The organism is Nostoc foliaceum FACHB-393 (genome assembly GCF_014698505.1).
Taxonomy (GTDB): domain Bacteria; phylum Cyanobacteriota; class Cyanobacteriia; order Cyanobacteriales; family Nostocaceae; genus Nostoc; species Nostoc foliaceum_A.
Genome location: NZ_JACJTD010000037.1, coordinates 40,348 through 52,921, shown reverse-complemented (window position 1 = coordinate 52,921; position 12,574 = coordinate 40,348). Strand labels below are relative to the sequence as shown.

The 12,574-nt window shown below is 43.9% G+C and carries 14 protein-coding genes; 6 read left to right on the top strand and 8 right to left on the bottom strand.

Translation table 11 applies throughout. The features are described from left to right. Positions 1 to 4: 4 nt before the first annotated feature. Positions 5 to 1,114, bottom strand: coding sequence for a tetratricopeptide repeat protein (locus tag H6G92_RS25285; RefSeq protein WP_190896945.1), 1,110 nt, complete (start codon positions 1,112 to 1,114; stop codon positions 5 to 7). 143 nt (positions 1,115 to 1,257) lie between these two features. Next, positions 1,258 to 2,421, bottom strand: a complete 1,164-nt coding sequence (gene queA, locus H6G92_RS25280; RefSeq protein ID WP_190896942.1) for a tRNA preQ1(34) S-adenosylmethionine ribosyltransferase-isomerase QueA — start codon at positions 2,419 to 2,421, stop codon at positions 1,258 to 1,260. A 272-nt stretch (positions 2,422 to 2,693) separates the two neighbouring features. Here queA and H6G92_RS25275 point away from each other — a divergent pair, with 272 nt between their 5' ends. Next, complete coding sequence (locus tag H6G92_RS25275; protein ID WP_069068139.1) at positions 2,694 to 3,083, top strand: hypothetical protein; 390 nt, start codon at positions 2,694 to 2,696, stop codon at positions 3,081 to 3,083. A 70-nt stretch (positions 3,084 to 3,153) separates the two neighbouring features. On the opposite strand, the gene H6G92_RS25270 is transcribed toward H6G92_RS25275, so the two are convergent. Next, positions 3,154 to 3,699 carry a YraN family protein gene (locus H6G92_RS25270; protein WP_190896940.1) on the bottom strand — a complete coding sequence of 182 codons (546 nt, stop codon included), beginning with the start codon at positions 3,697 to 3,699 and terminating at the stop codon, positions 3,154 to 3,156. Between the two features lie 23 nt (positions 3,700 to 3,722). On the opposite strand from H6G92_RS25270, the gene H6G92_RS25265 reads away from it, so the two are divergent. Continuing rightward, positions 3,723 to 4,319, top strand: a complete 597-nt coding sequence (locus H6G92_RS25265; RefSeq protein ID WP_230967058.1) for a pentapeptide repeat-containing protein — start codon at positions 3,723 to 3,725, stop codon at positions 4,317 to 4,319. A gap of 193 nt (positions 4,320 to 4,512) precedes the next feature. Here H6G92_RS25265 and H6G92_RS25260 read toward each other — a convergent pair whose 3' ends face one another. Together H6G92_RS25260 and H6G92_RS25255 are read right to left on the bottom strand one after the other, a co-directional pair. Continuing rightward, on the bottom strand, positions 4,513 to 4,890 hold the full coding sequence (locus tag H6G92_RS25260; RefSeq protein ID WP_190896938.1) for a hypothetical protein: 378 nt from the start codon (positions 4,888 to 4,890) through the stop codon (positions 4,513 to 4,515). Between the two features lie 247 nt (positions 4,891 to 5,137). Further along, positions 5,138 to 6,892, bottom strand: a complete 1,755-nt coding sequence (locus H6G92_RS25255; protein WP_190896936.1) for an N-acetylmuramoyl-L-alanine amidase — start codon at positions 6,890 to 6,892, stop codon at positions 5,138 to 5,140. An 84-nt stretch (positions 6,893 to 6,976) separates the two neighbouring features. On the opposite strand from H6G92_RS25255, the gene H6G92_RS25250 reads away from it, so the two are divergent. Both H6G92_RS25250 and H6G92_RS25245 read left to right on the top strand, forming a co-directional pair. Further along, complete coding sequence (locus H6G92_RS25250) at positions 6,977 to 8,614, top strand: CTP synthase (protein WP_190896934.1); 1,638 nt, start codon at positions 6,977 to 6,979, stop codon at positions 8,612 to 8,614. A 121-nt stretch (positions 8,615 to 8,735) separates the two neighbouring features. Next, on the top strand, positions 8,736 to 9,158 hold the full coding sequence (locus tag H6G92_RS25245; protein WP_190896932.1) for a hypothetical protein: 423 nt from the start codon (positions 8,736 to 8,738) through the stop codon (positions 9,156 to 9,158). 2 nt (positions 9,159 to 9,160) lie between these two features. Here the strand turns inward: H6G92_RS25245 and H6G92_RS25240 are convergent, their stop codons facing one another. From H6G92_RS25240 to H6G92_RS25230, 3 genes are all read right to left on the bottom strand, one after another. Beyond that, positions 9,161 to 10,063, bottom strand: coding sequence for an ROK family protein (locus tag H6G92_RS25240; RefSeq protein ID WP_190896930.1), 903 nt, complete (start codon positions 10,061 to 10,063; stop codon positions 9,161 to 9,163). A gap of 195 nt (positions 10,064 to 10,258) precedes the next feature. Next, positions 10,259 to 10,477, bottom strand: coding sequence for a hypothetical protein (locus tag H6G92_RS25235; protein WP_190896928.1), 219 nt, complete (start codon positions 10,475 to 10,477; stop codon positions 10,259 to 10,261). An 89-nt stretch (positions 10,478 to 10,566) separates the two neighbouring features. Beyond that, the gene (locus H6G92_RS25230) at positions 10,567 to 11,463 is read right to left on the bottom strand and encodes an ABC transporter permease (RefSeq protein WP_190896926.1); all 897 of its coding nucleotides are present in this window, start codon (positions 11,461 to 11,463) and stop codon (positions 10,567 to 10,569) included. A 338-nt stretch (positions 11,464 to 11,801) separates the two neighbouring features. Here H6G92_RS25230 and H6G92_RS25225 point away from each other — a divergent pair, with 338 nt between their 5' ends. Continuing rightward, the gene (locus H6G92_RS25225; RefSeq protein WP_190896924.1) at positions 11,802 to 12,218 is read left to right on the top strand and encodes a XisH family protein; all 417 of its coding nucleotides are present in this window, start codon (positions 11,802 to 11,804) and stop codon (positions 12,216 to 12,218) included. Beyond that, a complete protein-coding gene (locus H6G92_RS25220; protein ID WP_190896922.1) occupies positions 12,206 to 12,541 on the top strand; it encodes a XisI protein in 336 nt (111 codons plus the stop codon). Before H6G92_RS25225 ends, H6G92_RS25220 begins: the two co-directional genes overlap by 13 nt. Positions 12,542 to 12,574 lie beyond the last annotated feature (33 nt).

Sequence of the window (12,574 nt, the reverse complement as noted above, 5' to 3'; positions counted from 1 at the left end):
GTTTTTATTTTTCAGGATTGGTTGAAGTAGACTGTGGTTCAACTGAGACAGGGACATTGCTGGGGTTGGCTGGAGTTTCTGGTAGACTTGGTGTCTGTGGGTCAGATGTTTGTACTACATTAGTTGTGTTGCCTGGAGTCTGAGAAGGATTTGTTGTTTGACTGGCTTGAGGTTGCTGTTGCCCAGTTTTCTGGGCAATTTGCTGCATTAGCTGCTCAATTTTTTCAGCTTGTTCAATGTTGCCTTGCTCACGATATTCGTTATGGGCACGTTTCAAGACTCCACTAGCTTTCTTGATATCGCCCTGATGATATAAAGTTACTCCCAAGTTATAGTAAGTTGAGGCATTTTTAGGGTTTAGGCGAATAGCTTGCCGATAAACAGAAATAGCCTCAGAAGCTTGACCTTGATTTGCTAGCAAATTTGCCATATTGTTGTAAGCTGGGGCATTTTTGGGATCTAGCTGCAAGGCTTGGCGATAAGTGGCGATCGCAGGCTCTATTTGACCTTGTTGTTGCAAGGCGATCGCTAAGTTAAAATAAGCGTTGGCGTTGCTGCTATCTAGATTAATTGCTTGTTGGTATGTTGCGATCGCATCCTCAAGCTGTCCTTGCTCATACAGGATTAAACCCAGATTATACAGCGCTGCGACCCTTGTGGAATCTATCACCAAACTCTGGCGATAAGCCGTAATCGCTGCATCTTTTTCTCCTTGTCGGTGCAACACTAACCCTAAGTTGTAATAAGCTTCGCTAAAATTAGGATTGATTTTAATCGCCTCAGAATATTCTTGTAAAGCTACATCCAGGCGATCTTGCTCCATGAATATATTACCCAGATAATTTCGCGCTGACCCAAGGTTAGGATCTCGCTGCAACGCTTGACGAAAGGCATATTCCGCACCCTGTAAGTCTTTGCGGTTATAGCGCGTCACTCCTTGCTGGAAAAAGCTAGCTGCTTCGAGATCCTGAGAAATTGCGGTTTCTGCTAGTAGCTTGCTTCCTGAAAAATTAGTAATTGTCGGTGCAGCTAAGACTAAAAACGTAGAACAGCCACAGAGTGTCACCCGGCAAAATAAATGTAACCACTGGGAAAATAGGAATTTTTCAGACATGGATTGCAGACCTATAATTATTATTCGCTCCTCATAAGTCAGAGTACCCACCGCGAAAGAAAAAATTCCAAATTTCCAACTTTTAACTCCTAACTGTAGAGACGCGATTAATCGCGTCTCTACTCCTAATTGTACAGACGCGATTAATCGCGTCTCCTAACTCCCACAGCTGACGGCAAAATTAGCATGGCATCGCCGAATGAATAAAAGCGATATCCAAAAGCGATCGCTTCGTTGTATATATTCAATAACCGTTGTCTGCCAATTAGCGCACTTACCAACATCAGCAAGCTGGAACGCGGCAGGTGAAAATTAGTAATTAAACCATCCACCACCCGCCATTGATAGCCGGGATAAATAAATAGGTCTGTTTTCCCGCAAAATGGTTGTAAATCCCCAGATTGAGCCGCCCCTTCTAGGGCGCGTACTGCCGTTGTTCCCACAGCAATAATTCGACCACCAGCCGCTTTCGTGGCGCGGATTTGCTCTACTGTAGCGGCGGGAACTTCAATCCATTCTTCATGCATGTGATGGGTAGTTACATCCTCCACTTCCACAGGACGAAATGTGCCTACACCAACGTGTAGGGTGACAAAAGCTTGATTGATATTGCGATCGCGCAACTTTTGTAATAATTCTGGGGTAAAGTGTAATCCTGCCGTTGGAGCTGCGATCGCTCCTGGCTGTTTAGCATAAACTGTCTGATATTGCTCATCAGCAGCTTCTGAGGTAGTGATATAAGGTGGTAGCGGGACTTCACCAAATACCTCTAACAGTTGCATCAAAGACTGCCCCTCTGGCACATCAAATTGCAACAAACGTCCCCCAGTTGCTGCGTCTGTTTCTAGAACCGTAGCCGTGAGTTGGGGACTCTTTACTTGGTAAGAATCTTCCAAATTTCCAATCCCTAATTGCCTGACATCAAAAGTAATCTTCGCTCCCTGTTTGAAGCTTTTTCCTGGCTTAACTAAAGCTAACCAACAGTTATACCGCCGTTCTTCCAATAGCAACACCTGGATTTTCGCACCAGTGGATTTATGACCATAAAGCCGCGCTGGAATGACTTTTGTATTGTTCATAACCAACAAATCATCAGAGCGCAACAGTGCAGGCAAATCATGGAAAATGTGGTGTAAGGGTTCTATTTCAGTACCTGTAGTGGGAGAATTAACTACCAGTAACCGTGAGCTATCTCTAGGAACTGCTGGGTTTTGGGCAATGAGTTCTGGAGGTAGTTTGTAGTCATAGCCAGCTACCGAGCAATCTAATTCCAAATTTTTTTCTTGTGGGTGAGAGGTGTCTTTCAAATTGGCTTCTACTAGGTTTTACTTTATTTAGTATTTATACTCTCTTAAAAAAGCTGGTTTGAGCTTTCCCTTCTAAAGGAACTTTAAGGCATCTTCGCTCAGTTCTGTCGCTAGGCTATAAGATTGATACTATTAAGTAACACGGAAAAATTAACATAAAAATTGGGTAAACCTCCCCATCTAAAAACGGGGGCTTTTACCCTACCGGGAACAGGCACTGATTGACGAATATATATATGTAGGATTGGCTTTGATCCCAAGCACCAACAAACATGGAATACTTGTACTATCTGGCAAATGCCAGTCTAACCCTGAGGGTCGTTCAACACCTGCACGCTAGACCCCAGACACCAGTTTCATTCGTCACCGTAATTCATCAAATAGATGGCTGGGTGGTTAGGATCAAACTCAGAGGTCAAGTCTCGCCCCAAGAAGATGGCGACTTTCGGGCTTTTCTAAATGAATTAGGAATTAGCTACGAACCGCCAATGAGGGTGCAAATGGCACTCTGGAGTTTGGAAGCGGGACAGTGCCCTGTGGACGTGATGCGTCGCTATCAGGTTGCGATCGTCTCTCATGGTAGCCCAGAGAGAGACGAAATCGAGGCATTCCGGCAACAGTTTGTCCGGGGCTTAGGCTACTGTCCAGAAACTTTGGCGTGACTCTATTTGGTTGTAACGCTACTACAAAATTATTGGTCATTGGTAATCAAGATATTTTATCCATTACCAATTAACCATTATCAATTGAAGAGTCGAAAGCTGCCAGAATGTATTCTTGCAGCTTAAATTTATATCCCGCTGCTGATGAAGTAGCTAGAGCTTCCTGGGTTGCTGGAACCTCAGTCAGATTTTTTGATATTCTTTGACAGTAGACAATAGCAACATCAAATCGGCAAGAATAATCTGCCTTCTCAGGGCACTGTGCTAAGAATATTCCAGCTGTCCGCCAGATTTTTGCTTGCTTTTGTGGGGTGATTGCGTTTCTTCCGCCTGCATCCCAACTACCTGAACTGCGGGTTTTCACTTCAACAAATGCCAGCATCGAGTGCTGAGTGCTGTTAGCAGTAGTGGGACGTTGAGCCACTAAGAAGTTCTCTGTCTGTTCCTCTGGTTCCCCAGATTTTCCATCATATTGGGCGATGATATCGATTTCTCCCCAGCGGCTAGAAAAGCGACGATGGAGAATTATCCACCCTGTAGATTGCAACCATTGGACTACTAGGTCTTCTCCTAAATGACCAATATCTGGATAATGAGATGGAGGAAGGTTAGCCATTGATTAAAAATATGATGAATTCTATGAATTCTAGGTTAAGCGATGCCTGCGGCGGGCTACGCCTACGCACAGCTGGTTCTACACTCGACTCATCCCGAACACAGTTTGGGTTGAAGCGTAAAACAGACTATCACTTTTGGGCAAGTATACTCAGCTTATTTCTTTGGGGAATAGTTGGCATCACGACAACCGTAGGTTTTGCTCCAACAGCTTTGGCACTCGAATTTAATAAAGAAATTTTGGTCGAGGCTGATTTCTCAGGACGTGATTTAACAGACTCCAGCTTTACCAAAGCTAATCTTCGCCAGAGCAACTTCAGCCACGCTAATTTGCACGGTGTTAGTTTCTTTGCAGCAAATTTGGAGTCTGCGAATTTGGAGGGAGCTGACTTGAGAAATGCCACTTTAGACTCAGCTCGTTTAGTGAGAGCAAATTTGACAAATGCACTGTTGGAGGGTGCCTTTGCTGCTAACGCCAGATTTGATGGTGCAATCATTGATGGGGCAGATTTTACCGATACGCTACTGCGTTCGGATGAGCAAAAAAAATTGTGCAAACTTGCCAAGGGAACTAATCCCATTACAGGACGAGATACGCGTGACACGTTATTTTGTCCTTAGTATTTTTTAGCTGGGCATTGGGCATTGGGCATTGGGAAAAGACAAGGAAGAGGGGGGAGACAAGGAAGAAACTTGTTTAAGAATTCTCCCTTGTCCCCCTTGTCCCCTTGTCCCTTTGTCCCCTTGTCTACCCTGCTCCCCCTGCTCCTCTTCCCCCCCATTCCCCATTCTCTACTTCTAAAATATTGAGCAACTACCAACCACGGGCACCAATCTTTTGACAAACAATTTTCATTCCTTTGCCTGGTGAAGAACTTGCTACAAAAGGTATTTCTCCTTTCTCCTTATCCTCTTCAAGTAGCTGTCCTTCTGAACCGTAAATGGCAATGCGATTGAGAAAAAGGCGCGATTCTTTGCACGATGCATCGAAGGTAGTCTCGAAGATGCCATCTCCATACATCCCGTAAAGCTTGTATGTCGTGCCCTTGATTGTTTCCGTATCCAGAGCTACGCTGTTTCCTAATTTATCATGCCCCACAGTGACATATCTTTCTGCATCTTGGGCGATTGCACTGCCATTACTCAATAAAATAGCGATCGCTCCTACCATGCCGCCTATTTTAAAACACATACACTTTAAAAATATCAGATTTCATATATTTCTACCCGCAATCAAAGCGGTTATGGCACTGTAGAAGCACTGAAATCAAAATATAGCAAGGTATTAACTTAATTCGTAATGGGCTACACTCTGCTACGCTAACCTAATTCGTAATTAATAATTTTTGGGTTTTGTTGCTAGCTGAGTTTTGCGATCGCCTAACTTAAAATATGGAACCAGATGCGGAATTGCCGCGCATAAATGCGCGGGGAGTACGTCAGCGAACACTCCTAAACCACTCAGTAATCCCTTGAGCGATCGCATTTGCCATTTTCTTTTGTTCTTCTGGGTTCACCACCTGCTCAAATTCATCGGGATTGCTCATAAAACCCAATTCCAGCAAGACTGATGGCGCAGCAGCTGGACGTGTCAACGCTAGGTTGTTCCAAAACACGCCATAATAAGGTTTGCTAAGTTTTTTTACTACATAGTTTTGTAAAAATATTGCGGGGCTGTGAGCTTGGGGATGATACCAAAACGTGCCGAATCCCTTGGTTTTTTCGGCATCGCCATTATCGGGTAGGGAGTTGTGGTGTATAGAAAGAGCAATCGCAGGTTCTTCTTGATTGATAATTGCCTGACGTTCTACTAGCGAAACGTCCTTATCATCCTCCCGCGTCATCACCACCGTTGCTCCTCGCTTCACCAACTCATCCCGCAGCAACTTGGATATCACCAAATTGACATCTTTTTCTAAATATCCAGTTGGGCCACTGGCACCAGATTCTTTACCGCCATGCCCAGGATCAAGTACAATCTTGAGATTAGCTAAAGGCTTGCGTCTTGTGTTCCCAATTTTCGGCGGATGACGCAAAGCCAAAACCAGGGTTGTACCGTCGTATCTCAGCTTATATCCCCACTGTTGAGCTTTTTTGAGGTTAAAGGTGTATTTTACTTGTTCTGGAGCCTCTTGTTGCCAATCTAGGCGAGAAATTAGGGGGTCATCATCCAGGCGAATAATGTCCGTTTGAGCAGTGGTATTGTAGAGAGTGAGAGCGAAAGCACCCTCACTTTGTTGTACGCTCACAGGAACGGGAACTTGTAAGGGGAAAATGATCTCTGTTGCACCAGGGAGTTGACGGTATCCGACACTGCGAATTATTGTTTGTGGCGGAATTACACTAGGTAGAATGCGGGTTTCCTGACTATTAATCCAAGCGCCATAGTCTAGGCGCAACCATTCACCTTCCCTACCTGTTACTGTTGCGCGTGTGCCTTTAGGCAGTGGTGTAAGTCGAGAATAATCGGTGCTTGGGCCAGTGCGAGCCACGCCTGACTCTACTATCACCTCAGAAACTGGCAACTCTGCTCTTGAGAGGATTTGAATTTTACCAGCCCCTGGTTGAGTTATCGTCTTGCCATTGAGCGTCAGTTGAAACTGAGGTTGTCCCAGATCGGCGGCTGTTGCCACTGTGGTACAACCTTTATAATTACCTACGCTAGACTGGGCATAAGGTTGATTTTGCCCTGTCAGAGCTGCCAAATTACTTGGTAGTTGTGCCTGTTGTGGTTGAGGTGAAAGAGCAATAGTTTGATTAGCTAAGTTGACAGAGACATTAGCGTTAGGGGGTGCGATCGCACTAAAACAAATTAGCTCTCCTGGTAGTCTGGCAATGTCAGCTGCGGGAGTCAGGGAATCTTTAGCAAAGGCTAACCCCTGTGGTAGCTCAGGGCTAGTGGTAAGCCTTGTCACTTTAATCTGGAGTTCTTGATTGTTGTGACGCACAGTAAAAAGATTCTCCCCCAACTGCAAGGGAAAACTAGGGGAAAAATGACCAGCTTTGCTGCGGGTAATTGGCTTACTATTGATCAAAACCTGACCATCTGGTGGTGCAGTTCCCAGAAAGAATATTTTTTGGGCACTCGTCTGGTAGTTTGTTTGGGGAAAAACGACTATAAGAGATGGCTCTGCCAATGCTACGGAGGAAGTGAGAATACAGCCTAATATTACTAATCCTAGAAGGTTTTTCACAGCAAATCACAGAAGATTACACCACAACAACTGTGGCACAATGACGGGATGTCTTTTTAGAAGTTGTTAGAAATTTAAACTACTATGACTAAGTTTATTTTTGTAACTGGGGGCGTAGTTTCCAGTATTGGTAAGGGCATTGTAGCAGCAAGTCTAGGGCGTTTGCTTAAGTCGCGCGAATATTCCGTGTCGATTCTCAAACTCGACCCTTATATCAATATCGATCCTGGCACAATGAGTCCCTTTCAGCATGGGGAAGTATTCGTTACCCAGGATGGTGCGGAGACAGATTTGGACTTGGGGCATTACGAACGCTTTACCGATACCTCAATGTCGCGTTTGAACTGTGTAACGACTGGCTCGATTTACCAGGCAGTTATCAATAAAGAGCGACGCGGAGACTACAATGGCGGCACAGTACAGGTTATTCCTCATATTACTAATGAAATTAAAGAGCGGATTCTGCGAGTTGCTAAAAGTACAAATCCATCTGTAGTAATTACAGAAATCGGCGGTACGGTGGGAGATATTGAATCACTGCCGTTTTTGGAAGCAATTCGTCAGTTCCGCAAAGAAGTGGGACGGCAGAATGTGCTGTATATGCATGTAACGTTGGTACCGTGGATTGCTTCTGCGGGTGAGATGAAAACTAAGCCAACGCAGCATTCAGTTAAAGAACTGAGATCCATTGGTATTCAACCAGATATTTTAGTTTGTCGGAGCGATCGCCCCTTACCGAAGGGATTAAAGCAGAAATTGTCGGGATTTTGCGATGTCCCTGAAGAATGCGTCATCACTTCTCAAGATGCCAAAAGTATCTATGAAGTACCCCTGAATCTAGAACGGGAAGGAATGGCAGAACAAGTGCTGAACTTGCTGCAAATGGAACAACGCAAACCAGATTTGACGCAGTGGCAAACCTTGGTACAACGGTTACATAGCCCCAAGCACGAGCTAGAAATTGCCATTGTTGGTAAATATGTGCAGTTAAGTGATGCCTACCTATCTGTAGTGGAAGCATTAAATCATGCTGCAATCTCCACTTATGGCAAACTGCGCCTGCGTTGGATAAATTCAGAAGATTTGGAAACCGAACCGCCCGAAACTTATCTTGAGGGTGTCGATGGCATAGTTGTGCCAGGAGGTTTTGGTGTTCGGGGGGTAGATGGCAAAATTGCCGCCATTAGATACGCCCGCGATCGCCAAATCCCCTTTTTGGGTTTATGCCTGGGAATGCAATGTTCTGTGATTGAATGGGCTAGGCACGTAGGGGGATTAACAGGTGCTAATAGTGCTGAATTTGACGCTCATACAACTGATCCGGTAATCAATTTATTGCCAGGACAGCAGGAAGTAGTCGATTTAGGGGGTACAATGCGCTTGGGGCTATATCCTTGTCGTGTTCTCCCTGATACACTGGCTTTCAAGCTTTATCAAGAAGATGTAATTTATGAACGACATCGACATCGGTATGAGTTCAACAATGCTTACCGCGATCTGTTATTAAAATCTGGCTATGTAATCAGTGGTACTTCTCCCGATGGACACTTAGTTGAAATTGTGGAATTACCCAAGCACCCATTCTTTCTTGCTTGCCAATTTCATCCAGAATTTCAATCGCGCCCCAGTTGCCCTCATCCTTTATTTAAAGGGTTTATTCAAGCAGCGATCGCTCTTTCTCTCTCAACTTCAGGGACACCAACACCATTGGAGGTGTCATAACAATTAAAAATTAAAAATTAGAAATTAAAAATTAATTTTTAATTGGTACACAGCAACATTAACTTAAGGCTTCAGTAGATTTGGATATACAGGGTGCATCATTCGTAATTGGGGAGATGTTGTGGCGTACTGGGTGAAAATCCTTTACGAAAGGAGAGAATATGTAGTGAATTTTGAACGTGTTCATGCTTTTTGTTATGAACTGAACGGCAGGGTTACTTTTTGGTTACCCGATAGTGCCATACCAATAGTGATTAACCCGCAAAGTAACTTGGAAGATTATCAAAAGATTCTCGATTACTTAGAATGTGTGACGGGGTTGGAATTAGATCATGCCCACTGGGTGAAAATCCTGTACGAAAAAAACGAATATGTAATTAATCTCAACTGCATCAGTTCCTTTTGTCATGAACCGAACGGCAGGATAACTTTTTGGTTGCCAGATGGCACTATTCCCATCATCATCAACCCTGTAAGTAATCCCGAATCTTATGAAAAAGTTGTGAAATACGTTAAGAAAGCAACAGGATATTCTTTGTCTTAGTATTACGAATTACGAATTATATAGTTTTGCCATGCCAACTTTGCTGCACCTACTATCCCAGCAAAATTGCCTAACTCCGCTGGTAATATTTGTAAACCCGCTCGTGATAAAGGCTGAACTCGCTTCTCAATTTCTGCCTTGACTGCTGGTATGAAAAATTCAAAGCTGCCACTTATACCGCCACCAATGACGATCGCTTGCGGTGTGAGTACATAAATCAAACTCGTCAAACCAATCCCCAAATTCCTACCATATTTCTCCCAAAAAGTCAATGCTGCGGCATCTCCTTGTTGGGCAAGAAAACCCAATTCGACGGGTTCCTTGAGAGTGCGGCGACGAATTGCAGTAGCAGAGGCATATTGTTCCAAAGAGCCTTGATTGCCACTATTACAAATTGGGCCATCTGGATTTAATGAAATTAAACCCAATTCCCCGGCGGCTCCTTGATGTCCAATAAATAGTTTGCCATCTAGGATAATTGCGCCACCAACCCCAGTTCCTAAAGTTAGCAGAATCAGATTTTGAAAGTGGCGACCGGCACCTAACCAAGCTTCTCCCAAAAGAGCGCAATTAGCATCGTTAGCGATCGCAGTCGGTTTGCCAGTTTTAGCTTCTAACCAATCTGCCAAAGGTACATCGATCCATCCAGGCAAGTTAATAGCGATTTTAGCAATGCGTCCTGCTGCATCGGATGGGCCAGGAGTCCCAACACCAATAGCAACAGTTTGATCCAGAGGATCAATTTGCGCGATCGCATCTACAATCACCGCCAGCACCGCCTCCGGTGTTGTCGGTTGGGGAGCCGCCACAGTCAAAGATTGCAGACAAGTACCATCAGCGGCAAAACGCCCCAGCTTAATTGCCGTTCCCCCTACATCAATGCCAATTACTTGAGAACTCACCACTTTAAAATCCTCAGACCAAGCCGCAAATTTTCGGCTTAAAAAGCATCGTAGTACAGCTTTGCACAAGTTTGTAGGCAATAAAATAGCCACATACTAAACTTCTGTGTATTAGAGCGTTTCGATTTTCAAGCTCAAGTCGTCAAAGTTTGAGGCAAATCTGTACTTAGCGTTTTAGCATTTTGGCACGAAAAAATTCTAAATTTTCTGTTTTATTGGGTGCGAGTCGTTTTCATCCCCGACATCAAGATGCGCGGCTTTCAACTCCGATTTCTGTAAATTAGCAAAAGTCATGGTGCGGAAACTCGATTGCTCCTGCCAACCTGTAACTGGAGCACCTCTTAAGATGCCAGAAAGGGCAATCGAAAGCATAAACCCGCCAGTAGCGGCGGCAATTAACGTCAGGTTATCTTTCACACTAATCTCTCCAGTTATCAATTACCAGTTATCAGTTACTAGTTATCAATGATCAGCCCGTTGACTGATAAGTGTCCACTGTTTACTAACTATTTTCGGATTCTATTTTCTCTCCGTAACCGGGGATTGACAAATTCGTTTAACCCTTCACCAAGTAGTGATAACCCTACCACCATGAATGTCATGGTTAAACCAGGGAAAAGTGTAGTCCACCAAATGCCAGTAGGTAGAGCTTCTAGGGCTTGTTTTAAATCATGTCCCCATTCTGGCACTTCTTCGGGAAGTCCTAACCCCAGAAAGCCCAAACCGCCCAACACTAAAATTGCATCAGCGGCGTTGAGTGTGAATAAGACGGGTACGCTTTGAATGACGTTGAAAAACAGATAACGAGAAAGCACAACCCAAGTAGAAGCACCCATTGCTTGAGCAGCCTCTATGAATACTTCAGTTTTCACGCTCACAGTGTGGTTGCGAACAACGCGGTAATATTGGGGGATGTAGGCAATGCTAATTGCGATCGCTGCATTTAATATTCCACGCCCCACCACAAACGCCAGCGTCACAGACAGCAGTAGCCCCGGTAGGGTGTAGATGCTATCCATAATAAACAGCAATACTTTATCCAATTTCCCGCCGAGATAACCACTCAGCATCCCCAAAGGCACACCGATAATCATACTCAGCGCTGTTGCCAAAATTACCACCTGCAAAGCAGCTTGAGCGCCGAACAATGTCCGGGAGAACACATCATAGCCCAAGCGACTAGTACCGAACCAATGTTTAGCTGAGGGTGGCTCGTGAATTGGATTAGAAAGAAAATCTTTGGGGTTTTGCAGCCATCCCCAAGCCTGGAATACGGGAGCGAAGAATGCCAGGAAAATGAAAAATAGGGTAATGGCTAACCCGATGAGCATGAGTTTTTGGGAAAGATTGAGACTTTTGCCAAACTGTAAAAATGTCGGTAGTCGCCGTTTTGTAATGGCCATGTGCGATCGCCTGGATCAAAGCTTGATACGCTGACCATTTTACATATCAGATAGGGAATTGCGTAAACATCCTGAATAAAAGTCCGGCTGTTGAGCGGTGGATACAGAGCTAGACTGAGGAAGAGGTGAGATTATGCATTATTTTTGGTAAAGATAAATTATTTAGCCAAGTGTTACCACAAAGGTAAATGATTCCAAGTAAAGAAAAATTTTAATACAATACAGTTCAGATAAGACCAAAACACTTGTAGAGATGGCGATTTATCACGTCTCGAAAACCCACAGTTTTGTACAATTAGCCCTTAACCCAAGCGTATTGGATTTTAATCTGCTTTGATATGCCTGCAAGAGATATTTATCATGATGCTGTTAAGAATGCATTAGTTAAAGAAGGCTGGATAATTACAGATGACCCCTTACATTTAAAGTGGGGTCAAAAAGATATGTATGTAGATTTAGGAGCCAAGCAACTCTTAGCCGCAGAACAAGGAAGTAAAAAAATAGCTGTAGAAATTAAAAGTTTTGTCAGTCCCTCAGAAATGGCAGACCTCAAAGATGCTATTGGGGGATTTATTATGTATCGTGCTGTTATCCATCGCCTCGAACCAGAAAGAACATTATATTTGGCAGTGCGCGACAGCGTATTTACAGCTTTGTTTGAGGAACCAATTGGTACACTTTTAATAGAGACTGAAAATCTAAAGTTACTCGTTTTTAATCCAGAAGCTGAGAGGATTATCCAATGGATACCTTAGATAATTATCGACGGATCATCAAAGAGGTATTAGTACCCTACACACAAATTCCTTATTCACACGCAGCCATTGAATGTAAAGCAGTATTTGATAGCGAAAATGACAGTTATTTGCTGATAACTTTAGGCTGGGATGGTATTAAACGAATTCACGGTTGCTTAGTTCATCTCGATATTATTGATGACAAAATTTGGGTGCAACGGGATGACACAGAAGATGGCGTTACTTATGAATTAGTAGCAGCAGGAATTCCTAAAGAGAAAATTGTCTTGGGATTTCACCCGCAAAATGTTAGGCAACACACAGGATATGCTATTGCCTAACTTATTAAAGCTACCGCTTAAGTAAGTGGGCGG